The 25197-nt window shown below is 62.9% G+C and carries 15 protein-coding genes; 4 read left to right on the top strand and 11 right to left on the bottom strand.

Translation table 11 applies throughout. The annotated features are described in order from the left end of the window. The 5 genes from ACZ1JX_RS06510 to ACZ1JX_RS06530 form a co-directional block, all read right to left on the bottom strand. Positions 1–2049: a glycoside hydrolase family 97 protein gene (locus ACZ1JX_RS06510; RefSeq protein ID WP_465125938.1), complete on the bottom strand. Its 2049-nt coding sequence runs from the start codon at positions 2047–2049 to the stop codon at positions 1–3. Next, positions 2049–3683, bottom strand: a complete 1635-nt coding sequence (locus ACZ1JX_RS06515) for an alpha-amylase family glycosyl hydrolase (protein WP_465125939.1) — start codon at positions 3681–3683, stop codon at positions 2049–2051. Before ACZ1JX_RS06515 ends, ACZ1JX_RS06510 begins: the two co-directional genes overlap by 1 nt. After that, positions 3680–5503, bottom strand: coding sequence for an alpha-amylase family glycosyl hydrolase (locus ACZ1JX_RS06520; protein WP_465125940.1), 1824 nt, complete (start codon positions 5501–5503; stop codon positions 3680–3682). Before ACZ1JX_RS06520 ends, ACZ1JX_RS06515 begins: the two co-directional genes overlap by 4 nt. After that, on the bottom strand, positions 5496–7022 hold the full coding sequence (locus ACZ1JX_RS06525; protein WP_465125941.1) for a tryptophan halogenase family protein: 1527 nt from the start codon (positions 7020–7022) through the stop codon (positions 5496–5498). The genes ACZ1JX_RS06520 and ACZ1JX_RS06525 overlap by 8 nt, the downstream gene beginning before the upstream one ends. Positions 7023–7135: 113 nt before the next feature. Next, complete coding sequence (locus ACZ1JX_RS06530; RefSeq protein ID WP_465125942.1) at positions 7136–9850, bottom strand: TonB-dependent receptor; 2715 nt, start codon at positions 9848–9850, stop codon at positions 7136–7138. 353 nt (positions 9851–10203) lie between these two features. Between ACZ1JX_RS06530 and ACZ1JX_RS06535 the strand changes: the two genes are divergently transcribed. The 3 genes from ACZ1JX_RS06535 (at position 10204) to ACZ1JX_RS06545 (ending at position 13784) form a co-directional block, all read left to right on the top strand. Next, entirely contained in the window at positions 10204–11238 is a 1035-nt protein-coding gene (locus tag ACZ1JX_RS06535) for a LacI family DNA-binding transcriptional regulator (RefSeq protein ID WP_465125943.1), read from the top strand. A 144-nt stretch (positions 11239–11382) separates the two neighbouring features. After that, entirely contained in the window at positions 11383–12888 is a 1506-nt protein-coding gene (locus tag ACZ1JX_RS06540) for an MFS transporter (RefSeq protein WP_465125944.1), read from the top strand. Then, positions 12885–13784, top strand: a complete 900-nt coding sequence (locus ACZ1JX_RS06545; RefSeq protein ID WP_465125945.1) for an ROK family protein — start codon at positions 12885–12887, stop codon at positions 13782–13784. The genes ACZ1JX_RS06540 and ACZ1JX_RS06545 overlap by 4 nt, the downstream gene beginning before the upstream one ends. Here ACZ1JX_RS06545 and ACZ1JX_RS06550 read toward each other — a convergent pair. The 4 genes from ACZ1JX_RS06550 to ACZ1JX_RS06565 all read right to left on the bottom strand — a co-directional run bounded on the left by ACZ1JX_RS06550 (position 13763) and on the right by ACZ1JX_RS06565 (position 20644). Then, positions 13763–15088 carry a glycoside hydrolase family 32 protein gene (locus ACZ1JX_RS06550; protein ID WP_465125946.1) on the bottom strand — a complete coding sequence of 442 codons (1326 nt, stop codon included), beginning with the start codon at positions 15086–15088 and terminating at the stop codon, positions 13763–13765. The genes ACZ1JX_RS06545 and ACZ1JX_RS06550 overlap by 22 nt on opposite strands. Before the next feature lie 12 nt (positions 15089–15100). Further along, positions 15101–16477 carry a putative 2OG-Fe(II) oxygenase gene (locus ACZ1JX_RS06555; RefSeq protein ID WP_465125947.1) on the bottom strand — a complete coding sequence of 459 codons (1377 nt, stop codon included), beginning with the start codon at positions 16475–16477 and terminating at the stop codon, positions 15101–15103. Next, the gene (locus ACZ1JX_RS06560; protein WP_465125948.1) at positions 16474–17976 is read right to left on the bottom strand and encodes a tryptophan halogenase family protein; all 1503 of its coding nucleotides are present in this window, start codon (positions 17974–17976) and stop codon (positions 16474–16476) included. Before ACZ1JX_RS06560 ends, ACZ1JX_RS06555 begins: the two co-directional genes overlap by 4 nt. A gap of 157 nt (positions 17977–18133) precedes the next feature. Next, entirely contained in the window at positions 18134–20644 is a 2511-nt protein-coding gene (locus tag ACZ1JX_RS06565; RefSeq protein WP_465125949.1) for a TonB-dependent receptor domain-containing protein, read from the bottom strand. A gap of 265 nt (positions 20645–20909) precedes the next feature. On the opposite strand from ACZ1JX_RS06565, the gene ACZ1JX_RS06570 reads away from it, so the two are divergent. Then, positions 20910–21929 (top strand): LacI family DNA-binding transcriptional regulator, encoded by a 1020-nt coding sequence (locus ACZ1JX_RS06570; protein WP_465125950.1) that lies wholly within the window; start codon positions 20910–20912, stop codon positions 21927–21929. Between the two features lie 15 nt (positions 21930–21944). On the opposite strand, the gene ACZ1JX_RS06575 is transcribed toward ACZ1JX_RS06570, so the two are convergent. Together ACZ1JX_RS06575 and ACZ1JX_RS06580 are read right to left on the bottom strand one after the other, a co-directional pair. Further along, on the bottom strand, positions 21945–23078 hold the full coding sequence (locus ACZ1JX_RS06575) for a glycoside hydrolase family 68 protein (protein WP_465125951.1): 1134 nt from the start codon (positions 23076–23078) through the stop codon (positions 21945–21947). Positions 23079–23101: 23 nt separating this feature from the next. Next, a complete protein-coding gene (locus tag ACZ1JX_RS06580; RefSeq protein WP_465125952.1) occupies positions 23102–25192 on the bottom strand; it encodes an alpha-galactosidase in 2091 nt (696 codons plus the stop codon). Positions 25193–25197 lie beyond the last annotated feature (5 nt).

A 25197-nucleotide genomic window follows, 5' to 3' on the forward strand; every position in this document is an offset into this window, starting at 1 on the left:
TCACTTGCCCGGATGCAGCCGGACGGCAAGCCCACCGCCCGGCGCCAGCCATGCCGGGAAGACGTCACCCTTCTTCACCTTGAGCGTGGCGTAGGCAATGCGGTGACGGGCCTCGGTCTCGTATGTCGCACCCTCGCCGTCCTTCCAGACTGTCGCGGTGTAGGTCTTGCCCGGATCGAGGAAATCGAGGGTCAGTGAAACGTCCCGCGCCGTCGCATCATTGACGCCGCCGACATACCAGTCCTCGCTATTGCGGTCCTTGCGCGCAAAGATCGCGTAGTCGCCCACTTCGCCGGCGATCAGGTGGCTTTCCGACCAGTCGGCGGGCACCTGCTTGATGAAGGCCAGTTCCTTGGGATGCGCCTCGAGGCTCTCGACGAAGTCCGCCGCCATCTGGATCGGGGAATAGATCGCGAGGTAAAGCCCGAGTTGCTTGGCCAGCGTCGATGCCAGCGGCACGTGGTTGGCGCCTTCAAGGCTGAGGATGCCGGGCGTGTAGTCCATGGGGCCGGAGAGCATCCGGGTATAGACGAGCGTGGGTTCGTGATCCGGTCCGTTGGCGAACTGGCCCCAGGCATTGTATTCCATGCCACGCGCGCCTTCGCGGTCTATCCAGTTGGGATAGGTACGGCGCAGGCCGGTGTCCTTTACCGGTTCGTGGGCGTTGACGACGATGTGGTACTTGGCGGCCGTTTCGACGACCTTGAGGTGATGCTGCACCTGACGCTGGCCGTCATGGTATTCCATCCGGTAGGTGTCCGGCGTGTCACCCGGCGCAAGAATGCCACCTGCGTCGGCGACGTACCCAGTCTTCACCGCGCGCACGCCGAGCTTGTCATAGAGCTTCATCGCGTCTTCGAGCTGTGCTTCGTAGTTCGCGATATTGCCGCCGGTTTCATGATGGCCGATCAGCATGACGCCCTTCTTCGCGCCGTACTTGGTCACCGCCTCAAGATCGAAATCCGGCGTTGCCTGCGTATAGGAGAAGTCCTTGCCGCTGCCGAACCAGGTGCCGTTCCAGCCCTTGTCCCAGCCTTCCACCAGCACGCCGCCGAAGCCGTGCTTGGCAGCGAAGTCGATGTACTGCCTGGTCCGCTCGGTCGTCGCGCCATGCTTGGGACCCTCGGCCCAGCTCCAGTCGCCACGGATCATGCCCCACCAGATGCCGATGTACTTCATCGGCTTGAAGTACGAGACATCGCCGATCTTGTTCGGCTCGTTGAGGTTCAGTTCGAGGTCGTTCTCGACGATACCCTTCGCACTGTCGGCAACGCGCATCGTGCGCCACGGCGTGTTGAATGGAAGGGTCCGCGTAACCTTGGGCCCATTCGGTGAAGGCGAGAGCGTGGCGCGGAACGAGGTGCCGGTCTGACGCTTGAACCACATGGCCGAATAATCGACCAGCGCGGCTTCATGAAACGAGAGATGCGTTCCATCATCCAGCTTCATGGTGATCGGCGTATGCGCGGTCGAAACCCCGTCGATCGGGGTCTTCTGATAGACCTGCTCGTAGCGGTTCCACTCACCGCCCGGAATCCACCAGGCCGTACCGTTCTGCGCGACGTTGAACTCGGTCAGTTCGTCGGCGATCTTCATCACCTTCATAGCGGGCTGCTGAGGGATTTCGTAGCGGAAGCCAAAGCCGTCGTTGAACAGGCGGAAGCGGACGTTCATGCGGCGGCCGCCCCAGTCGGGCACCTGCTCGAACTTCACCAGCAGTTCGTTGTGGTTGTCACTGACATAGCGACGCTCGCCCCAAGGCTGTTCCCATGTCTCCTTGCCCGAACCGGTCTCGCTGCCGATGATCTTCTGCCCGCGCTGCATCGTCAGGCCATCACTGGTAATGAAGCCGAGCATCGAGGAGCCGAGCAGCAGTTTGCCCTTGCGGGTCAGGCTATAGAGCGGGTGGCCATCGTTGTCGGTGGTCACCGAGAGCACGAGGCTGCCGTCGGGCGAGGATGCGGTTACGGTCTCGGCCAGAGCGGGCGAAGCCAGGGCGCACGAAAGGGTCAGCGCCAGCGGCGCTGCAACGTTCAGAAGGTTACGCATCAGATCCTCTCTTCGATCAGCAGCGCGCCGAATGGCGGTAGCTGCCCCGCGCTGGCGCCGTTTACCGACGCGATTTCCTTGCCATCCCGCACCAGCCCTTGCGGCCAGACCACCGGGACGGAGGACAGGTTGAATAGTCCTGCAATCGATTGCTCACCCGAAACGCGCCGAATGGCAAGTAGGCATTCGTCTGCATGGAGCACTTCGAACGAGCCGAGCCGCAGGGCTTCGTTGTCTCGCCGCAAATTCAGCAGTTTCGTGGTCAGGTTGAGCAGGGACGAAGGATCGGCTTCCTGACGGTCGACCGCGCGCGCAAGGTTTTCCTCGCCCACCGGAAGCCACGGGGCGCCCGAGGTGAAACCGCCCTCGCCCGACTGGACCATCCACGGCATCGGCGTGCGTGCGCCGTCGCGTGACAGCGTCAGCGGCCAGTTGGCGATGGCTTCGGGGTCCTGCAGCTGCTCGAACGGAATATCGACCTGCGTCAGGCCCAGTTCCTCGCCCTGATAGACGATGATGTTGCCGCGTAGCGAGGCGAAGAGCATGGCCTTGAGCCGCGCGAATGCATCGCGCTGGTCGGGCTGGCACCAGCGGGACAATGCGCGCGGCGCGTCGTGGTTCTCGAAGGCCCAGCTTGGCCAGCCGATGCCCGGCGTATCCGGCCACTTCGCCACGGCCTGTTCGACGAACCTGGGCGTCAGCTTGTCGGCGTAGAGGAAGTCGAAGCCATAGGCGCTGTTGAGGTGGTCCTCGCCTGCGGTGAAGGCCTTCATCTCCGTCTCGGCAAGATCGCCGCCGACTTCGGCGACGGTGAACACCGCGCCATATTCGTCGCAGAGCTTCCGCGAGCGCTGGATGAACTTCAGGATATCCGGGTGCGACTGGTTGTAGATCTTGAGCTGGTAGTCGAACGGGCGCGTCTTGCGGCGACCATCATCGGGCGCGGGCGGATTGTCGCGCAGAGTCGGGTCATGCATCAGGAAGTTGAGTGCATCGAGGCGGAAGCCGTCCACCCCGCGGTCCAGCCAGAAGCGCATCACGCCAAGCAGCGCCTCCTGCACGTCGGGATTGTGCGCATTGACTTGCGGCTGGGTGGAGAGAAAGTTGTGCAGATAATACTGCCGGCGCCGCGCGTCCCACGTCCACGCCGGGCCACCGAACACCGACTGCCAGTTCGATGGCGGCGAACCGTCGGGCTTGGGGTCTGCCCAGACATACCAGTCGGCCTTGTCGTTCAGCTGGTCCTGCCGGCTCTCCGCGAACCACGGATGCAGGTCCGAGGTGTGGGCATAGACCTGATCGATCGTGACCTTGAGACCGAGTTCATGCGCCCGCTTCACCATGGCATCGAAATCCGCGAGCGTCCCGAAGATCGGGTCGACATCGCAGTAGTCGGCCACGTCGTAGCCGAAGTCGCGCATGGGCGACTTGAAGAAGGGCGAAACCCAGATCGCATCGACGCCGAGCCGAGCGACGTGTTCAAGGCGCGCTGTGATGCCCGGCAGGTCGCCGATGCCGTCGCCATTGGAATCGCAGAAGCTGCGGGGATAGATCTGGTAGATTGCAGCACCCCGCCACCACGGCGCTGCGGCCTCTGGCTTGGGGCTGGCAAGGACGGCTTCTGAAGTCTTCATCGAACGGTGTTTTCCGGGGAGGGAGCAACGCGGCAGACCATGCTGCCAAATGCGGGAAGTTCAACGGTAACGCTGCCGGGTGCAGAAACCTGCGCGGGGCAGCGGCCGTAAAGGCTTTCAAGGCTTGTTGCAGACGCCCCGATCACGCTTTGTGCGACGATCGGCTTGTCCGATGTGTTGAAGGCAATGAAGTACTCGGTACCGCCAACGGGATCGAAGCGGGAGACCGAAAACAGTCCGGGAACTTCCGAATACGTCCGCGTAACCTGCCGTCCGCGGGCAAGTGCCGGATGTTCCTGGCGAAGTTTTGCGAGGGCCGAAATCAGGCGATAGAACGGATGGGCAGGATCGAAGTTGGCGACCGCAGTCGTCGACTTCGATCCAAGCAGCGCGTTATCGTTGTAGCTCGGGACCTTGCTTGCGAACATGTCCTCGCGGGCGTCCTGATCGTTGCCGTCACCGACAAAGCCCTGCTCGTCGCCGTAGTAGATCACCGGCGATCCGCGCATGGTCAGCAGCATGACGTGGGCCAGTTCGACGCGCTTGGACAGTTCCTCGTCAGAAATGCCCGGCATGTCCTTGCGGATCAGCGTGGAGAACCGCCCCATGTCGTGATTGCCGAGGAAGGTCGGCATGGCCAACGCCGCTTCCTCGCCACCCTGATAGAGCACGTCTCCATCAAAGGTGTCGGCCAGTACCTCGGTGCCCTTCCCCTGTCCCAGCACCGCGCGAACGGCCCCCTGGAATGCGAAGTCGAGCACCGCCGGGTAGCCATCGCGGCGGGTGTAGCGGGCGATGGTGCCGGGGTCCGGTCCTTCGTGCGCAACTTCGCCGAAGATGGTGAAGTTGGGTATGCCAGCCTGTTTCGCCGTGTCGAGCATGGCCGGGATGAAGGCCTGCCAGAAGCCGGGATCGACATGCTTGGCCGTGTCGATGCGGTAACCGTCGATGCCGAACTGCCTGATCCAGTCAGCGTAGATATCGATCATCCCGGCGCGAACGCGCGGATGCTCGGTGAACAGGTCATCAAGCCCGGCAAAATCGCCGAAGCGGCTGTTCTCGCCGCGAAACGTGCTGTCGCCGCGGTTGTGGTAGTAAATCGGATCGTTGAGCCAGTCGGGCACCTTCACGTGGGCCTCGGCTGGCGGCACAAAGGGTTCGTAGGCGGCGCCGGGATCGGTCAGCCTGGCGAAGTTCGCTTCGCGCGCATCCTCGTCTCCGGCAAAGCCCGGATTGATCGCCTGCCCGTTCAGGCCGCCCTTGCGCGAGTACGGCCAGTTGGCGCGGTCGCGGTAGGTGTACTGGCCACCCTTATACTGGATCACGTCCGCCGTGTGGTTGGCGATGATGTCCATGTAGACTTTCAGCCCACGCGCGTGGGCCGCATCGACCAGCGCCTTGAATTCGGCGTTGGTCCCGAAATGCGGATCGACACGCGTGAAGTCGGTAACCCAATAGCCATGGTATCCGGCGCTCTCGCGCCCCGGTCCGCCCTGCACCGGCTTGTTCTTGAACACGGGCCCCACCCAGATCGCGGTAGCGCCGAGACCCTGCAGGTAATCGAGCCGCGCGGTCAGACCCTTGAGATCGCCTCCGTGGTAGAAGCCCTTGGCGGAAGCGTCGAAGCCGGTCTTGTAGCGATCGCCCTTCAGGCCACCGCGATCGTTGGCCTTGTCGCCGTTCTCGAACCGGTCGGGCAGCAGGAAGTAGATAGTCTCCCCTGCAGCCGGGCGAGCGCGCACTTCGGACAGGGGCGTATCCGACAACGCGGGCTGAGCCACGAGCAGCGAAAGCAGGGAAAGACCGATGACCTTACGCATGCGCCGGGACCTGTCCGCAAACATGGGCCACGTATTCGGCGTGTGAGGGCATTCGGGCAACGTCCTTTTGGTAAGCGCCGCGCACGGTATCGAGGAAGGCTTTCAGGCTTTCGGGTGCAACCTGATCGGCAAGCGGATGCCAGCGCTCGGGGCTCACACCCTGCCCGATCATGACCTGAACCCAACCGGGCACATCGAAGAGTTCGTCGTGTTCGCGCACGATGCGTCCCGACGCGCGGAACATGGCAAGACGTTCGCCCAACGCCTCGGGCAGTTGTCCGTCTGCTTCCATCTTCCGCAGAGAGTCCCAGAAGGGTTCGCCGTATCTGCCATTGGCAACGTAGTGCAGGATCACGAAATCGCGGATACGCTCGATTTCGAAAGTCGCCAGACGATTGTAGGCATCGCGATCTGCATCCTGCACCGGACCGTTCGGCAGGAAATCGACGAGGCGGCTGATCGCGGTCTGGATCAGGTGGATCGAGGTGGACTCGAGCGGTTCGATGAACCCTGAAGAGAGGCCAACCGCCACCACATTGTGTTCCCAGAACTTCGCTCGGCGCCCGGCCTTGAAGCGGATCGTGCGCGGATCGGCCAGTTGCTCGCCATCGAGGCGACCTATGAGCCGCGTCGTGGCTTCGTCTTCGCTCATTACGTCGGAGCAGAAGACGTGGCCGTTTCCGGTGCGATGCTGGAGCGGGATGCGCCAGCACCAGCCTGCCGGCTGCGCGATGGAGCGGGTATAGGGGACAAGTGGCTCGGCTCTGGCGCAGGGCACCGCCACTGCGCGATCGCACTTCAGCCAATGGCTCCAATCGACGTATTCGACGCCCATCTCGTGACCGAGGAGAAGGCTGCGAAAGCCGGAGCAATCGACGAAGAGATCGCCCTCGACCACGTCGCCACGGTCGAGCCGGAGGGCCGCAAGATCACCATTTCCAGCATCGCGATCGAAGCTGACGATGCGCCCCTCGATCCGGCAGACACCATGTCCTTCAGCATAACGTCTCAGAAAGGCGGCATAAAGCGAGGCATCGAAGTGGTAGGCATAGGGCATGGGCGGCATGGCGCTGCCCTGTGGCCGATCAATGTGTGCAAACTTGTTGGCATCACCTGCAACGGCGTTGAGCACGTATTCGCCCAAGGGGCCAGCAAGCCCTTCGGCCCGACCGCGCAGCCAGTAATGATGGAATGGCAAAACGCCCAGGCTGCGGCCGGTGAGGCCGAAGCCATGGACATAGCGATCGTCAAAGCCGCCCCAGCCTTCAAAGGCTATGCCCAGCTTCCAGGTGCCCTGTGTCTCGCGGAGAAACTCGCTTTCATCCAAGCCGAGCATCTGATTGAAAAGGCGAACCATGGGAATGGTTGCCTCCCCGACCCCGACCGTTCCGATCTCTTCGGATTCGACAAGGGTAATGTCCCAATGGGGTGAGGCAAGCCGGGCAAGTGCCGCCGCAGTCATCCAGCCGGCAGTGCCGCCTCCAGCGATAACGATCCTGCGCCGTTGTTGTCCCGACATGCCTAGACTCCCGCAGCCATTCTTCACCAGAGTGCCTTCTGCGGGCACGTTATTGCAACGCTTCTGATCACAAGGGGTGGAGGGGGCGGATGAGGCCGCCCCCTCCGGAGGGATCAGAACTTGTAGTTGAACCCGGCCATGAAGCGGCGGCCATAGGTCTGGTAGTTGCGGATCTGGAGCGGAGCCCCGTTGTCCACCGAGACGAACGGCTCGTCGGTCAGGTTCTGGCCCTGGACGAACAGCGACAAGCCGTGCAGCGGGCTCGTGTCCTTGAAGTCATAGCCGACCTGAGCGTCGACAATGGTTTCCTTCAGAGCACGGCGCAGTTCACGCTCGCCACCGAAGCCGACGAAGATGCCCTGGAACGATGAGCGGTGACGAGCCGAGACGCGAGCGTTGAAGCCTGCCTTCTCGAAGAACAGCGTGCCCGAAGCAACCCAGCGCGAATAGTCCGGCAGATCCATCGCGTTTGCATTCGGACCCGGCTTGATCGAGGTCTTGGTGTAGCCCACGCCACCGGTAAAGCCAAAGCCTTCGAGTGCCGGGGTGATGACCTCGAATGGAAGGGTGCCGGCGAGTTCGACGCCATAGAGCTTGCCACCGGTACCGTTGACTGCGGTGTTGATGGTGCCGACGTAGTTGGTGATCGGAACCGGCGCGACAATCGGCAGGCCGGTGTAGTCGTAGGGGACAACGTCCTTGTAGATGTAGTTGTCGAGCTTCTTGTAGAACATCTGCAGGCCGATGTAGCCCTTGCGGCCGAAATACTTCTCGAAGTTCAGGTCGGCAGCCCAGGCCCGATATGGACGCAGTTGCGGGTTGCCGCCGTTACCGGTGATCACGCCGCTGTTGATGTTGTAGCTGTAATCGAGGCTGACCTTCATGTCCTCGAAGCGTGGACGCTGGATTTCGCGGGCGGCGGCAAAGCGGACCACCCAGTCACCCGGAATGCGGAAGTTCAGGTTGAGGCTCGGCAGGAAGTCCCAGTAGCGCGCGCCACGGACCGTCGGTACCAGCGAGGCAGCGGCAAGGTTCACGAAGCCACGCGACTTCTGCTCGGTGTTCTGCGCAAGCAGACCCACGTTGCCGTCCATCTCGACGTCGCCGAGCGAGGCCTTGAGATCGCCCTTGATGTAGATCGACATCACGCGCTCGGTGACCGAGTAGGCCTTGGCGGGCACGTCCTTCGATGCGTTGAGCGTCTTAACGTAGACGCCGTCCTCGAGCATCTTGAACGGATCGTAGCCGATGATCGGGCCTGCGCCGATGAAGCTCAGATCCGTCGCGCCCGTGCGGTACTTCTCGGGAACGACCAGCGACTTCACGCCGCCTGCAAGGTTGAGGAAGTACTCCTCGGGTGTCTTGCCCTTGGTGCGGTCGACGTAGGCCGTACCGACGGTGACCTTCGACAGGAAGCTGTCCTCGAGCTCCTTGCCGACTTCGACCTGGAAGCTCTTGATCTCGTCGTTGATGATACGGTCGTTGTAGTAGCCTTCCTGCGAGCCCTTGGGCGCGCCGCCGCCCCAGCCCAGCGGGTCGGTCAGCAGAATGGTGTTGTAGTTTCCGTAATCGAGCGTGTGGCTGGTAAAGCTGGTGCCGGTCGGTCCGCTGACGAAGGTGAGCGTGTCGGTCGCGCCATTACCACCGCCCGGGCCAGTGCCGGCGTTGGTTTCAAGGCTCAGCTCGCTGCGGTCGGTCTTCGAATAGCCGAAGTCGAACGAGGCAGACCAACCGTCCTCACCGGCCCAAGCTGCGTTGAAGCCACCCGAGAAGATGTCGGAATTACGCTGGTAGCCGTGGTTGTTGACCACCGCCTCGACGCCCGAGAACGTGCCATTGGTGATGAGGTTGCCGTTGGTCTCGATGCCTGTGGGCGAAAGCTGCGCGCCGCTCCATGCAAGCGGGAATTCGATCCCGCGCTTGATCTGCTTGTCCTTGAAGTTGCCGTAGAAGGCATCGACCGTAAGGGTCAGTTCGTCGACCGGCTTGAACTGCACGGTGCCCTGGACGCCGAGGCGCTTGAGCTGGGTCGAAACGCCGAACGGCTTCATGCCGCCGATGATCTTGGTGCTGTTCGGGCCATCGGCATAACCCCAGGCTTCGAATTCCTGCGCCTGGTAGGGCTCGTCGGTGTAGGCCGCCGAAAGGGCGACGCCGAGGCGGTCTTCCATGAACTGGCCGACGTAGGTCGCCGTGGCGCGGTAACCGAACTCGTTGCTGTCCTTGTTGACCTTGCCGAGATCGGCGTAGGTGCCACGGCCACCGAACGAGAGCAGGCCCTTGCCGAATTCCAGCGGACGGATCGTCTTGATGTCGACAGTGCCAACGAGGCCCTGATGGACGAGATTGGCCTGCGGCGTCTTGTAGACGTCCACCCGGCTGACGATTTCCGAAGGGAACTGGTCGAACTCGACGTTGCGCTGCTCGCCCGTCGAAGTTTGCGGACGGCCGTTGAGGGTGGTCGAGGACAGGTCTGCGCTCGAACCGCGAATGGCGATCGAGTTGGCGCGACCGAACAGGCGCTGGGTGGTCAGGCCCGGCAGGCGGGCGATCGATTCACCGATGGAAGCGTCGGGCAGACGGCCGATGTCTTCGGCCGAAACCGATTCCACGATGACAGGCGAGGTCTTCTTGACGTTGACCGCCGTGGCGAGCGCGGCGCGGAAGCCGGTCACGACGATGGCCTGTTCCTGACCTTCGGGAGCGGCGTCGGTGGCCTGGGCCTGATCCTGCGCGGCGTCCTGCGCCATCGCCGGGTTCGCCGCGAGTGCGACAGTGATGGCGGCGAGCGATACGCCCGCGACAGCGGTTAGATTGCGAAATGCCATGTTGAAATTCACTCCCCCAAGCCGGACCCAGAATAGGGCTGCCCGGCCCTGAACCTTGATCGATTGAAACCTGATCTGATCGGACGGTGCCGCTGATCCCGGCCTTCCGCTCCGTTTCGGTTTAATGGCGTGATGAAGAATGACGAATATGGCATACGTATACTATGCGTTGATTGGTTTCAGATGATGCTTTTCCGTCACTACCCAATGCTCCATCAAAACCATGGAATTTCCAGCATTTCCCGCACTTCTGGAGCACGCTGGACCGGTGCCATTGCATGAGCCGCAGTTCACGCATACAGTCCTCGACGACCGACCACGGGACCACACCGGGCGGTGGGAGAGACGGGGATATGGGGCGAAAGCCATCCAACAAACCAACCAGTTTCGACATTGCTTATCTGGCAGGCGTATCGCAGCCGACCGTCAGTCGTGCGCTGCGCGGAAGCAAGTCTGTCAGTCTGGCAACCCGTCAGAAGATCGAGGCGATTGCGCGGCAACTCAACTATACCGTCGACAAGAACGCCTCATCGCTCCGCTCGCAACGGTCCAACACCCTCGCGCTGCTGTTCTTCGAAGACCCGACGCCCGACGAATCCAACATCAACCCGTTCTTCCTGGCCATGCTGGGATCGATCACCCGCCATTGCGCCAACCGCGGACTGGACCTGCTGATTTCGTTCCAGAAGCTCGATGATGACTGGCACAAGCGCTATCAGGACAGCCATCGCGCCGACGGGCTGATCCTGCTGGGTTACGGCGACTACACCGCCTACGAGCCGCGCCTGCGGCAGCTGATCAAGTCCGGCACGCATTTCGTGCGCTGGGGTTCGGTCGATCAGGGAACCATCGGCGCCACGGTCGGATCGGACAACTTTGGTGCGGGAAGACTGGCCGGTGAGCACCTTCTGGCGCGCGGGCGCAAGCGGATCGCGTTTCTGGGGCAGGCAGATTCGCATTATCCCGAATTCGAACAGCGCTATGCGGGGCTTGCCAAGGCGATCTCCACCGCAGGTCTCACAGCGGATCGCTCGCTCGTGGTTGATGCGGTTTCGTCGGAGGAAGTGGGCTACCGGGCGGCGCGGGAATTGCTGGCGAAGGGCGCGCCATTCGATGCCATCTTTGCGGCGAGCGACCTGATCGCGATCGGCGCGATGCGTGCCCTGGCCGAAGCCGGACTTTCCGTACCGGGCGATGTTGCGGTCGTTGGCTTCGACGACATTCCAGCGGCGGCCTTCACGTCTCCGCCGCTGACGACGCTCATGCAGGACATCCGCCTGGCCGGTGAAGCTCTGGTCGAAAGCGTACTCGCGCAGGTCGAGGGACGCCCGCCCAATCCGCGCGTTCTCCCGGCAAGACTGGTGGTCCGGGCCAGCAGCGGCGGCTGATTCTCATCGCGCATTTGTTTGGTATTCGTATGCGCATCGATTGCAGCAAGCCCGGTATTCTGCGACTTCGGCGCACCTGAACCAGTCCCAAGGCCGCGTCAGACGGCCCTACCCCGCAGCCTCGACTGCGATCACGGAGAGCCGATGACTGCACAACTAGCGCAAGCGGCGAGACAGAAGCCTCGGCAGGGATTCTGGGGTCTGTGGAACGTAAGCTTCGGCTACTTCGGTATCCAGATTGCATTCGCCCTGCAGAACGCCAACGTCAGCCGCATCTTCCAGTCGCTGGGCAGCGAGGTCGACGATCTCGCTTTCTTGTGGATCGCCGGGCCGGTGACCGGGCTGATCGTGCAGCCGTTGATCGGGTATCATTCCGACCGCACCTGGGGATGGCTCGGTCGGAGACGTCCCTATTTTCTGGCAGGTGCGGTGCTGGCCGCACTCGCACTGATCGGGTTGCCGAATACCGGACTGCTGCTACTGGCCGCCGCGTTCCTGTGGATGCTCGACGCATCGCTCAACGTGGCGATGGAGCCGTTCCGCGCTTTTGCGGGAGACATGACGCCCGACGACCAGCGCGCGCAGGCCTTTGCCTTCCAGACATGTTTCATAGGTGCAGGCGCGGTTCTCGGAAGCCTTGCACCTGCCCTGTTCAACTGGCTCGGCATTGCCAATGTCGCGCCTGAAGGGGTGATTCCGCCGTCGGTGCGATACAGCTTCTATCTCGGTGCTGCGGCAATGGTGCTGAGCGTTGGCTGGACGGTACTGCGCGTGCGAGAATACTCGCCTGACGAAATGGCGGCGTTCGAACGGGCAACCTTCGAGGCAGGTACTGCGCAGCATGAGCCGCTGGTCTATCTTCGCAGCGGCCCCTTGTGGGTCATCGCGGGCATCGTGCTGCTGGCACTGGTGGCTTCGCTCGGGCTCGACAAGCAGCTTTACGTTCTTGGTTCCGGGCTGACGGCGTTCGGCCTGATGCAGATCGGTGTGCGGGCGACTTCGGCCAAGGGCGCGCTGGCGCATATCGTGAGTGATCTGGCGCAGATGCCGGTCCAGATGCGTCAACTGGCGTTCGCGCAGTTCTTTACCTGGATCGGCTTCTTCATCGTGTGGATATACACGACGCCGGTCGTTACCGCTCAAGCCTTCGGGACGACCGATACTGCCAGCGCCGCCTTCAACGAAGGGGCAGACTGGGTTGGCGTCATGTTCGCATTCTACAACGGGGTTGCTGCGCTCGCTGCATTTTTGCTGCCGGTGCTGGCGCGACGCATTGGCAATGCAGCGACGCACGCCGTCGGGCTCTTGTGCGGAGCAGCGGGCTTTGTCGGCTTGCTGCTGATCCGAGATCCGGCCCTGCTGCTGCTGCCGATGGTCGGCATGGGCATTGCCTGGGCTTCGGTCCTGTCGATGCCTTATGTGATCCTCACGCGCGTGCTGCCGCCGCGAAAATTCGGGATCTATATCGGCATCTTCAATTTCTTCATCGTGATTCCGCAACTGGTGGTAGCAACACTGATGGGTGGCGTGATGCGCAGCTTCTTCCCCGGCGAGCCTCGCTGGACGATGCTTGTGGCAAGTCTGATGATGGCGGCTGCGGCTGCCGCCATGTTCTTAGTCAAGGAAAACGCGAGGGTTTCGGGCGAATGAGCGACACAGGTCTGATCGGTGCGGTAGAGGCAGGTGGCACCAAGTTCGTGCTGGCACTCGCCACGCAAGAGGGTGAGATACTTGCCCGCACGCGCATGCCGACAAACACGCCGGTCGAAACCTGGCCTGCCATGCGGGCGTTCTTCGAAGCGGCGAGCGCAGAGCACGGCCCGATCGCGGCCTTCGGCGTAGCCAGCTTCGGTCCGATCGACATCGATCCCACGTCGGGTGCCTATGGCACATTCACGACCACGCCCAAGGCCGGATGGGCAGGCGCAAGGTTCCACGATGCGCTCTCCGGCTTCGGTGCTCCGATCAAGGTCGATACCGACGTGAACGGCGCCGCAATCGGCGAATGGATGGCAGGCGCTGGTCAAGGCTGCCGCACCCTGGCCTACACGACGATCGGGACAGGCGTTGGCACGGGCGTCGTGCGTGAAGGGCGCTCGTTGATGGGTATCTCGCATTTCGAGAGTGGCCACATCGTGCCGCCCCGCGATCTTGCGCGCGATCCCTTCCCCGGCATCTGCCCCTATCACGGCGACTGCATCGAAGGCCTTGCCTGCGGCCCGGCCATCGAACGTCGCTGGGGGCGCAGCCTTGACCAGCTCGGGCCTGACGAGGTGACCATCGTGGCGGACTACATCGCCCATCTGGCCAGCACGCTGGTCCTGCTGCACATGCCTGACCGCCTGATCTTCGGTGGCGGCGTGATGAAGGCGCCCGGTCTGGTCGAAGCCGTGCGCGGGGCGACTGCTGCAAAGCTCAACGGGTATGTGCAGCACCCGCGGCTCGAAGCAGGACTTGAAAGCTACATCGTCACGCCGGGTCTTGGCGACGACGCCGGGATCACCGGCGCCATCGAACTCGGACGTCAGGCGCTGGCGTCGAAGTAGCGCACGGACAACACGCCTTCGCCGCGCAGGGCCCAAGCCTCGCCGGCGAGGCGATGTTGCAAGGTAAGGCTGTCTGCCCCGTTCGAGGCAAGCACCTCGATACTGCCGCTGTCGAGCCAAACACGGATCGGGGCATCTGCGGCGACAGACATGTCACTCGTGCGGTTCAGTTGCGAGGTCATGGGATCGGTGCGGACGACGGACAAGCGGCCATGATCAAGCGTGACTGCGAGGCTCCGACCAAAGTCGTCAGTCAGGGTGAGCTGCAGGTTTCCAACCCCCGGCAGCTCCAGCAGCGAAGCAGCCGGAACGGGACGGCACCCCTCCCCCATTGCAAAGCTCTCGGGCGGGGAGAACCTCGCTGCGCAGGCAGGCTCGATTTCCTGCACAAGACGCAAGCCGCTTGCCTGCTGACGCAAGGACAAGCGGCGGGGAAGGCTCATTGCGCCACGCCAGCCTTGCAACGGCAGGTGCTTCTGCACCGCGTGATTGCCCATCCATCCGATCCACGTCGGACGCCCCTTGTCATCGCGCGGTTCGGTCCACCCGATGGCGGCGTAGAACTCGTCGCCGTAGTCGGCCACCAGCCATCCGCTTTCCGGCGTGAAGCGCTGGCCGTCGAACCTGCCGATGCGATAGAGCGCGCCAGATCCCGGTGCGCCTGAGAGCACGTCGACCTTGAACAACCAGCGCGTTTCGCTGCTGCCCTCGATCGGCAGTTCGACGAGGAACGGGCATTCCCACAAGTGGCCCGGAGCACCGTCGCGCGGGATTTCCGAAAGTTCGGTCCAGCGTTTCAGGTCGGGTGAGCCGTAGAGCAGAGCGCGGTTCTCGTCCGAGAGGACCACGGCCATGATCCATTGACCACTCGGTTCGTGCCAGAAGACGCTCGGATCACGGAAGTCGGCCATCTGTCGGTCGAGCACGGGATTGCCGACGAACTTCTCGAAGGTACGCCCGCGATCAGTGCTCGATGCAAGGCACTGGAACTGATGCAGGCGGTCGGTGCGCGCACCGGTATAGACAGCGACCATCGCGTTGCTGCCAAACCCTGCAGTGCCGCTGCGATCAATGACGGCCGAACCGGAGAAAATCATCGTCTGGTCGGTTTCGGCCAGCGCGACCGGGAGTTCCTGCCAGCTCGCCAGATCTGTGCTGACCGCATGGCCCCACGACATATGCCCCCATTCCTCACCGAACGGGTTGTACTGGTAGAACATGTGCCATTCGCCGTCCTGCCAGACGAGGCCATTGGGATCGCTCAGCCAATTGGCGGCAGGGGCATAGTGGTAGCGGGGGCGCATGTCAGGCTTTCATCAGGATCGCGGAGCTGCGGGGATGACGTCGAAGGCGATGGTCATGCGCTCGCCGTCGGCAAATGGCGCGGTGCCGTGCCACATTGTTGACGGGAACAGCGCTAATCGCCCCGGCCTGGGCTCGATCGCGTCATAGGGATCAAGCGGCAGGTTCAATTCCGGCGGTGGTGCGCCGAACTGGAGTCGTCCGGCCGGTGGTGGGCCTAGATCGGCACCATCGGGGACCGTCACATAAAGTGCAGAACTGATCCAGCCCATGGGATGGGTGTGCATCGCGTGGAAGCCGCCCGGACGCAGCTTCACTGACCAGCTTCCTGCAAACAGAAACCGACCGCGCGGTGCGGCAAGCAGGGGGTGCGCGGGATCGACTGCGGGAAGCTCTGCTATATAGCGCTGCACCGCGTTCTCGATGCGTAGCCGCGCCGCTGCTATTACAGGGTTGATCCGCAGCAATAGCGGCCTCTCTGTCTGCGTTCCGCCGCGAACGGACTGCTCGTGCCATGGCTGTTGCATGGTGTGAAGCCGACGCAGGGTCACCGCCAGTTCGTCAAATTCAGCGGGCGTGAAGTCGAGGTCAAAGCTGCGCACGTCGCGCATTGCGCCATCAAGCCAGTCGACCCGCTTGTCTCCCAGCAGCCGCCAGGTGAGCGAGAGATACGACCAGAATGCGCGCATCGCTGGTTTGCCGAAATGCCGCAGACAGACATCGCGCGCGCGTTCAACTTGGCCGCCACGCAGAAAATGGCGAACCCTCGCGATATCCAGCCCCACGTCAGTGACATGCTCGACGCCATCGAACAGTGTTGAGTCATCCGCTGCCTCACCGCTTTCGCTGGCGATGAACAGCTTGCCGAGCAAGGACGCCTGTCGTTCACCGAGACGCTCTTCGGCATCAGCAATCACTGCCCTCGCCTCGTCCCATAACTTCGCCGTGGACAGCACGTGGAACCATGCCATGCGCAGGCCAAAGTTTTCGGGATCCCGGGCAATTGCTGCGGGAAAGCTGCGAGCAAAATCGAGATCACCGGCCGTGGCCCGCATTCCGCTCAGGCAGCGATGGCCGTCGATCCAGCCCGGATTGGCGGCAAGTACCTCTTCGAGCAGGGCTTCGCCCTCGCCTTGTCGGCCTTCAGCCGCAAGCGCGGTTGCGCGACTGCGCTGAAGGTCGATCCGCTGGGGTTGCAGCTGTGCCGCGCGGGCATAGAGGTCGGCGGCGTCCAGCCCGGCCTCGAACGAAATCTGGGCAAGGCCGAGGGCGACGTTGGGTTCGTTCGGCGCGGCCGTGGCGGCCTTCAGGATGGCATCCAGAGCACCGCCCATGTCCTGCGCCTCGCGCGCGGCGATAGCGCTTTGGAACAGGCTCTGCGCGTCACTCATGCGGCGCAATTGGCCGCGATGAACTGCTCGTGTGTCGGTTGCTGCAGGGCCGCGTGGTGCATCGCCGCGCGCAACTTGCCCAGCCATTCGCGACCGTCGATGCCGCGGTAATCCGCCAGCGGATCGGTGCGCTCCGGGATGTTGCCCTGCCCGATGTGCACGGCGAGCCACGAAGGCGCGCCGAACAGGTCGGCGTCACGCTGCACAAGTCGTCCGTATCGCCGGAAATGCTCGATCTTGGTGTGGAGCGTGTCAGGAATGTCCATGGCCGCACAGTACCGCCACAGTTCGGAATCGTCGCGATCAGTCAGCTTGTAGTGGAGGATGAGGAAGTCGCGGATGCGCTCGTACTCGCCCACCGCGATGCGGTTGTATTCCTCGATCACCAGCGGATCGAAAGTGCGATCCGGGAAGAGCGCCAGCAGTTTGGAGATGCCGGCCTGGATCAGGTGGATCGAGGTCGACTCCAGCGGCTCCATGAACCCGCTGGAAAGCCCGACGGCAATGACGTTCTTCTCCCAGAACGTCTTGCGCCGCCCCGTGACGAAGCGCAGCGGACGCGGATCGGCCAAGGCCTTGCCATCGAGGCGCGAGAGCAGCTTCTCGGCGGCTTCGTCCTCGGACAGGAACTGGCTGCAGAAGACATAGCCGTTGCCGGTGCGATGCTGCAGCGGAATGCGCCACTGCCAGCCCGCCTCGCGCGCGGTCGAGCGGGTGTAGGGCGTAAGCGGCCCTGCATTCTCGCACGGGACTGCCATGGCGCGGTCGCAGGGGAGCCAGTGCGTCCAGTCCTCGTACCCGGCCTTGAGCGCGCCCTCGATGAGAAGGCCGCGAAAGCCCGAGCAATCGACGAAGAGTTCAGCATCGACCTTGCGACCGTCTTCAAGCGTCACGCCGGTGACGAAGCCGGTCTCGGCGTTCTGCTCGACGCTGGCGACCTTGCCCTCGATCCGTGTCACTCCCTTGGCTTCGGAGTACTCACGAAGGAACCGTGCGTAGAGCCCGGCGTCGAAGTGATAGGCGTAGTCGAAGGTCGACAGCACGTTGCGCTGATCCGGCATCGGCGGCGCAAAGCGGTTTTCCTTTGCCAGCGCCCAGGCCATCGAATGCTCGTCCAGCGGCGCCCTCTCGCCTGCTTTGCGCGCGCGCAACCAGTAGTGATGCAGGTTGACGATATCGAAGGCGCGGCCGTGCGGACCGAAGGGGTGGAAATAGCTGTTGCCCAGGCTCCCCCAGTCGACGAATTCGATGCCGAGCTTGAACGAGCCCTTGGTCTTGCGGACGAACTCGCGCTCGTCGATCTGCAGGGTTTCGTTGAAGGTGCGGATCGGCGGGATTGTCGCCTCGCCCACTCCGACCGTACCGATCTCGTCGGACTCAACCAGCGTTATGCTGCAGTTGTGCCGCAAGGCCTGTGCCAGCGCGGCGGCGCTCATCCAGCCTGCGGTGCCTCCGCCGATCACGGCGACGGAGCGGATCATGAGGTCTGGGTTGCTCATTCGGTCTTGCCTCTCCTTGGCGTCCCTTCGCCCCTTATCACCAATCGCTCTCGCGGCGATATTGGAACGGAAGGGCGGAAACGCACAAGCGCCCCGCCCCTCCCTCATGCGACCCGAAGTGGACGGGAGGAGGCGTCTGGTCCTCCTCCCGCCAACATCAGAAGTTGTAGCGGACCGAAGCCGAAACGGTGCGTCCCAGTGCCGGGGCGCCGCCGATCACGGTGGGGTTCACCGAGGCATCGGCGATGCCGCCGTTGCCGCGCAGGTCGAAGGTGTCGAACACGTTGTACACCTGAAGGCCGAGTTCGAGGTTCTTCACCGGATAGACGCGGAGCGACGGGTTGAAGATCGCCTTGCCCGGGTACTCGAAACCGCCATCGTCGATCGCGCTGGTCTGACCGGTCATCGCCAGGCCGACCGTGACGAGATCGCCGAAGTCGTAGTTGGCCGAAGCAGTGTAGATCAGGTCAGGCAGGTTCGGCGAACGCGAGTAGGAGGTTGCCCCCGCCGACTGGCGCTTTGCCTTCGAGTAGGTGGCGTTGCCGACGAAGCTGAAGCCACCGTTGCGGTAGGTCGCGAAGAACTCCGCGCCGGTCGACTTGAACTTGGCGTCGATTACGCAACCGCCGGCACCGCCGGGGCAACGCGTTGCCGAGAGTTCGTAGGTCGACTGCTTGAAGTTGCCCTTGAGCAGCGTCATTTCCATGGTGAACTGGCCGCCAAGCAGATCGCCACGGCTCTTGATGCCGAGTTCGTGCTGGGTGACGAAGTCCACCGAAGGCGTCACGCCATCGGCCGAACAACCGTTGCTGCCGATGTCGCTGGCGCGGCACAGGGCACCGTCGTTGCGAATCTTGCCACCGAGGGTCTGGCGGTCGCTGTTGAAGCGGCCACCACGCGACGTGCGGGCGAAGATCGTCAGGTTCGAGGTCGCCTTGAACAGGGCACCGACAGTCCACGAGGTGTAGCTGCGGGTGTAGTTCAGGTTCTCGCGGCCCCCATCGGCCGTGATCGCCGGGATGGTGACGCCGCCGCTGTTGATCGGGAACTCGCTGCCGCCGCCGATGGCATAGCCGGTCGACTTGATGCGCTCGAAGCGGACCGAACCGTCCAGACCGAACTGGTCATGGTCGAAATCGAGCGAGAGGTACGGCGCGGTGTTGGCATACGACAAGTCGTAGTCACGAGCGCAGCAGTTGCCCCAGTTGTTGTTGTAGCCCGAGGTGCCAGCCTGCGTCAGCTTGTTGCCCGCGCTGTCGAACAGGTCGAGCTGCGAGGGGTTGTCGCCGTTGAGTTCGCGCAGCGACTTGTTGACGTGCCAGTCCATCGCGATCTTCTGGTTCATGTAGAACAGACCGGCGCGCGTGGTCAGCTTGCCCGATGCGACATCGAACTTGCCGGCCACCGTGAGGTCATTGGCGAAGCTGCCGATGTCACGGATGTTGGTGCGGACGTTGACGTTGTTGTCCAGGTAGCGGTCGGTGAACAGCTGCCCGGCCTTGGGACCGCTGGCATAGCGGATCGCAGCGACCGTGCTGCCGTTTACGTTCGAGCCGAGCACCGACGAAGTCAGCGCGGTATTCAGGAACGGCGAGGCGAACGCGCCGCTCATGTTGGTGTAGCGCATGTTGTTGTCGACGGTGAAGCCACCATCGAATTCGTAGTGGAACTGGCTGCCGAAGGACTGCGCCTTGGTGGTGATGCCGTCCATCTTCACGCGCTCGAGGTTGCCCTCGCGGTTGTAGATCAGGAAGTCCTGATTGTAGATCGAGTAGTTCGACGCGTCACGACCGTCGAAGCCCGGATAGGGACGGATGTTCGTGACCTTCTTGCCGGTGATGGTGGCGAGCGCAGGAGCACCGGTGTAGTTCGGTTCCTGCGTGTCGGCGACCTTGAACAGCAGGCGGAAGTAGCCGCGACCTTCGTTGAATTCCTTGGTCAGGTTGCCCTTGACCTGGAAGGATTCCGACACGGTGTAGTCAGCCTTGAGCGGACCACGGCCGGTCTTCACGAAACCGCCGACGTGGAAGTACATCGTGTCGTTGATAGGGCCGCCATAGCGGAAATCGGCGCGGGTTTCATCGTAGCCGAGACCACGGTTGATCGAGACGAAGCCGCCTTCCTGCTTGCCGGTGTGGCTGATGTAGTTGATCACGGCGCCGGGAGCCTGCGAGGCGAACGTACCGGCCGAACCGCCACGAACGCCTTCGATGTTCTGCACCGAACCGTCGAAGCGGGTCCAGTAGTCGTTGTTGCCGAACTGGATGTCGCCGAACAGGACGGTGGGCAGGCCGTCTTCCTGGATCTGCACGAACGGCGAGCCACCGGTGGCGACCGGAAGGCCGCGAACGGCGATGTTGGAGTTACCGCCAGGACCAGCAGTACCGGCAACCTGGATACCCGGGATGGCGCGGAAGACTTCTGCTTCAGAGGTCGGACGGATCGCCTGAATCGTTTCCGAGGAGATCGAGCTGACCGAGACAGCGCTGTTGAGCTGGGTCTTGTCGCGGCCCGAGGCGGTTACGACGATGGCGTCAAGGCCAACCGCTTCCGGAGCGGTTTCGGCTGCATCAGCCTGCGCGGCATCCTGCGCAAATGCCGGCGAGGCCAGCATCGCGCTGGAAAGCGCGACAACAGATGCGCACGCAAAAAGGGGTGTAAACTTCATATTTCCTCCCACCAAGAAGCTCCTGCAGCGTCTGCAGGAATCAGTCATCGTCTCGATAAACACGGTAACAATCGTTTGCAACGACAATCGCAATCGATTGCAGCAATTCGTTTGATCGTGTCGTTCGTGCAACACAAAGCCGGTCGCACCAGAGTCGACGCGCACCTAGACGATTGACAGTGATGTCGGTAGCGTCGCATCAAAAGCATCAGGGGCGTTGCGCATGTTCGCGCACAGGAGCGCTTGCGCAGGACATCCAGATTCCATGGACGACGTAAAAAAACCGGCCAAAATCAAGAATATTGCTGAACTTGCCAGGATCGCTGGCGTTTCAGCCGGGACAGTTTCCCGCGCGCTGGCAGACAAGTCACTCGTAAACAAGGAAACCCGCGAACGCATTCAGGCGCTCGCGCGGGAACATGGCTTCAGGCCAAACCAGATGGCACGGCGGTTGCGCACGCAGCAAGCCGGGGTCATCGGAGTGGTGATTCCACTCGGCCACGAACGCCGCCAGCATATCTCCGACCCTTTCTTCATGACGCTTTTCGGCTACCTGGCAGACGAACTGACCGAGAGCGGGCACGACCTTATGCTCTCTCGCGTCATTCCCGGCGACGACGAGTGGCTGGACCGCATTGTCGATTCGGGAATGCTCGATGGCGCTCTGGTCATCGGCCAGTCCAACCAGTTCGACGTGATCGAACGTGTTGCGCAGCATTATCGTCCCTTGGTGGTATGGGGCAGCCATCGCGAAGGTCAGGCACAGTGCACTGTCGGGGTGGACAATGCTGCGGGCGGAACACTCGCGGCACGTCGGCTGCTGGCACGCGGAGCAAAGCGGCTCGCCTTTTTCGGCGATACGAACGGTCCGGAAATCGCAGAGCGGCTGCTGGGAGCGCAGCAGGCCTTGTCCAGCGCTCCTGACGCAAGCTTGCGTGCCTTCCCGACGCATCTCGCCAGCGACGAGATGGCCAACCAGATCGCCAGCCATCTCGACGAACTGGATGGTCGGATCGATGGTATCGTCTGTGCATCGGACATCATCGCGATGACCACGATCCGGCTGCTGCACGAGCGGGGTGTTTCCGTGCCGGAGCAGGTTGCCGTAACCGGGTTCGACGACTTGCCACTGGCCACGCGAATGGTGCCGCAGTTAACGACTGTCCGTCAGGACATCGCGGCGGGTGCACGCGCAATGGTCGATACGCTGCGCCGTCGCATCGCCGGCGAGGACGCGCCCTCCACGATCATGCAACCTGAACTGATCCAGCGCGAAAGCGCCTGATCCGCTGCCGTCCGATCAGGCAACTGTCACCCTGTCGCCCTCGAAGTTCAGCTTGAACCGGGGTGCGGGCGTTCCCCCGAAGTTGCTGCGCAGCAATTCCGGATTATCGGCCGTGTTCCGACCTTCCATCCCCCAGTAGTCAACAAAGCTCCACACTTCGGCCTCGCCCGTCACCCACCAGCTGTAGGACTGCTTGGGCTCGGAATCCGGATTGGCCGCAACGAGCCCGCTGCCGTTGATCGGACGCCACGGCCCTTCGATACGATCCGCAACCATGCCGTAGAGGCCATTGGGTCCTGCAACGGCGCCGGGAGCAAAGGTGTGCGTCTGCGTCGACCAGAACAGGTAATAGCGACCGTCGCGGACGAGGACGTGCGGACGTTCCAGTTCGTTGTTGACCCCAATGGCCTCGATGAGCGGATCGCCCAGTTGCCACTCGCCCTCGTGCAACGTTGCAATTCCAATGTTGCCGTTGAAAGGGTCGTCCGACCATGCGGCGCTCCCGGTGAACAGCAGGTGTGCCCTGCCCGTCGCCGGATCGCGCAGCCATGCCGGGTCGCGGAAGCCCTTGATCAAGCCCGGCGCACCGGTGTTCTGTCGGTCCAGCACATAGCGGACGCCATCAGCCGCCACGATTTCGCGCGGAGCCTGCCACTGGCCGGGGCCCTCATTGTCGAGGCGACCTTCGCTCAAGAAAAGTCGCTGCTCGAAACTCTGCGTCTCCTCACCTCTCCGCCCCGCGGCGGTGAAGAAATGCTGCACGGTTAAGCCGTCGTCCATAAGCACGGCGCAGCCCGCCCATTCGCGGCTGCCGGGCGTGAACCCATCGGGAAAGGCATCGCCATGATCGCGCCATCCATCGGAGCCGAAGGAGATCAAGCGGATGCGAGCATGGCCGTGCCGCTCGATCGGATCGGCAAAGACCGGCGAGGAGAGGAAGAACCACCAGTTGCGGCCCAGGTGCTCGACAGTACGGCCATCTTCGTGCGCGAGAGGCCAGCAGTCCCACAAGTCGAGATGGTCGAACAGCCGGATTACGTCATTCTTGCCGATAAGGGGAATACGCGGACAATCGCCATAGCCGCTTGGCTCCCACCGGCTCGCACCGAATGAAGCAATCGATTGAATCGACGAAGAAATATCGGACATCAGGAGCTTTCCGGAATTCGTGGTCAGGCGCGCTTGCGCAGATGGAAGATGGTGACGGTCTCGGCCTTGCCCGGTGGAAGCGGCAGCCCTGAGGCGGCGAGCCAATCGGCCGGGAATGGTTGAGGCGCTGCCTTCATGGCTTCGAACAGTGGCGTGGTGTGCGCGGCATGGCCGCCCTCGCCGCCTGCAATGCGCAGAAGGCTGACATCCCAAGTACCTGAACGTGCGCAGAAAGGCAGCGGTAGCGGCTGCGGGCGGCGATCGGACGGCGGCTCTGCTCGGATCACTAAAAGGAGCAGTTCGTCCTCGCGCCCCTGCGCCTGCCAGCGCAGCCCGTCGCTCCCCTCACCCAGCCAGACCCTGCCTTCATGAAGCAGTCCGCGCCATTGCTTGTGAAAGGCAATCCAGTCCGCGAGTTCGGTCCGTTCAGTTTCTGCCAGCGTGCGCGGGTCCATTTCGACGCCGAGGTGACCGGTCATTGCCATGGCCGCGCGGAACGCGAGCGAATGGCGGCGGCCGGTGGCATGTGCGGGACTGGCCGCGATGTGCGAGCCCATCACTTCGGGTGGCAAAAACGAGAGAAATCCGCGTTGTACGCCGATGCGGCTTACGGCATCAATGTTGTCGCTGGTCCAGTAGCGGTGGCAATAGTCGGCCATGCCAGCATCGTTTCGCCCGCCGCCACCGGCACAGGACTCTATCTCAACTCCCGGGTGCGAACGGCGAACTCTCGCGAGCAGATCGTATACTCCCCGCACCTGAGAGGCACCTCCGGCAGGCGCAAGATCGCGATTGTGGTCCCACTTGAGATAGGTGATCGGAAGCTCTGTCAGGAGCGCATCGAGGCATCCGAACAGGTAGTCGCGCACGTCTTCCCGGCGCATGTCGAGCACCAACTGATTCCGCGCCGTCGGGCGGTCCTGTCCCGGCAAAGACAGAGCCCAATCGGGATGGGAGCGGTAGAGGTCGCTGTCAGGATTGATCATCTCCGGCTCGACCCAGAGCCCGAATTCCATGCCGAGGGCATTGAGCCGTTCAGCCAGAGGCTTGAGGCCCCCCGGATACTTGCGCGGATCGGTCGTCCAGTCGCCAAGCCCTGCGGTGTCGTCATCGCGGTTGCGGAACCAGCCATCGTCGAGGATGAAGCGTTCGACGCCGACCGATGCTGCGGCCTCGGCAAGCGCTATGATGCGTTCCTCGTCATGATCGAAGTAGCACGCTTCCCACGAATTCAGATGCACCGGACGTGGGCGCATTTCACCACCGGGCCAGCGCAAGCGAACGCGGACGGCTTTGTGGAATGCTGATGCAGCGCCGTTGCGACCGGTGTTTGAAACAGCGACGATCGCGTCTGGCGCAGTCCAGCCTTCGCCTGGATCCAGCACCACCTCTCCCGGCTGCAGCAACGCGCCCGCAGAAAGCGTCCAGAAGCCTTCGTCGTCGCGTTCCACCGCGATGCGATTGTCGCCGGTCCATGCGAGTTGCAGGGCACGGACTTGACCCGCGTGGAAGGTTGCGCCTTCGTCGAGAATGAACAGGCCACCCGGTCCACCATGACCGGAAATGCCGCGACGCACTTCCCGGACCCAGGCCTGCTGCGGCATAGGTTCGCGGCATTCGACCAGTTCGGCGTTGTGACGGCCTCGCCACGAGATGATTTCCCGTGCGGAGCCGCAGATCGGCAGGAGTGCGCTCGCGAGCCAATCGACGGCGAACGGAACCGCGCCGATGTTGCGAACGGTGCTGTGGCATACGTATGCTGCGCCGACGACTTCGAAGACCTGCTCGAGTTCCACGCCAGCATTGGCGTCGATCGAGCGGACCGTCAGCTTACCGTCGGCTTCCGAGACAGCCACCGAAGAGAAGGCGACGGGCAATGCTGCCCCGTTGCGACTTAGGCGCAAGACCTCCGGGCCGAACCATCCCAGACCCGAGACCGGCGCTACGCAAAGCGGCTCGTCATGATCAAGCGAATATGATGCAGGGCCGCGCGTGTCGGCAAGGGCTGGCAGGCCCTCTGTGGATACTGCAGTACCGAAATGCCGCCAAACCGGCGGGGCACCTTCACACAGTTCCCAGACGACCGAGCCTGCGCCCGCATTCAAGGCGATCATGGAGC

Source organism: Novosphingobium sp. BL-A-41-Hi4A-0G, assembly GCF_055521735.1.

Coding starts and splice junctions, on each gene's coding strand:
- ACZ1JX_RS06580 (WP_465125952.1), bottom strand. CDS start 25,192: ATGATCGCCTTGAATGCGGGCGCAGGCTCGGTCGTCTGGGAACTGTGT.
- ACZ1JX_RS06570 (WP_465125950.1), top strand. CDS start 20,910: ATGGACGACGTAAAAAAACCGGCCAAAATCAAGAATATTGCTGAACTT.
- ACZ1JX_RS06560 (WP_465125948.1), bottom strand. CDS start 17,976: ATGAGCAACCCAGACCTCATGATCCGCTCCGTCGCCGTGATCGGCGGA.
- ACZ1JX_RS06550 (WP_465125946.1), bottom strand. CDS start 15,088: ATGCGCCCCCGCTACCACTATGCCCCTGCCGCCAATTGGCTGAGCGAT.
- ACZ1JX_RS06510 (WP_465125938.1), bottom strand. CDS start 2,049: ATGCGTAACCTTCTGAACGTTGCAGCGCCGCTGGCGCTGACCCTTTCG.
- ACZ1JX_RS06540 (WP_465125944.1), top strand. CDS start 11,383: ATGACTGCACAACTAGCGCAAGCGGCGAGACAGAAGCCTCGGCAGGGA.
- ACZ1JX_RS06545 (WP_465125945.1), top strand. CDS start 12,885: ATGAGCGACACAGGTCTGATCGGTGCGGTAGAGGCAGGTGGCACCAAG.
- ACZ1JX_RS06520 (WP_465125940.1), bottom strand. CDS start 5,503: ATGCGTAAGGTCATCGGTCTTTCCCTGCTTTCGCTGCTCGTGGCTCAG.
- ACZ1JX_RS06535 (WP_465125943.1), top strand. CDS start 10,204: ATGGGGCGAAAGCCATCCAACAAACCAACCAGTTTCGACATTGCTTAT.
- ACZ1JX_RS06565 (WP_465125949.1), bottom strand. CDS start 20,644: ATGAAGTTTACACCCCTTTTTGCGTGCGCATCTGTTGTCGCGCTTTCC.
- ACZ1JX_RS06525 (WP_465125941.1), bottom strand. CDS start 7,022: ATGTCGGGACAACAACGGCGCAGGATCGTTATCGCTGGAGGCGGCACT.
- ACZ1JX_RS06515 (WP_465125939.1), bottom strand. CDS start 3,683: ATGAAGACTTCAGAAGCCGTCCTTGCCAGCCCCAAGCCAGAGGCCGCA.
- ACZ1JX_RS06530 (WP_465125942.1), bottom strand. CDS start 9,850: ATGGCATTTCGCAATCTAACCGCTGTCGCGGGCGTATCGCTCGCCGCC.
- ACZ1JX_RS06575 (WP_465125951.1), bottom strand. CDS start 23,078: ATGTCCGATATTTCTTCGTCGATTCAATCGATTGCTTCATTCGGTGCG.
- ACZ1JX_RS06555 (WP_465125947.1), bottom strand. CDS start 16,477: ATGAGTGACGCGCAGAGCCTGTTCCAAAGCGCTATCGCCGCGCGCGAG.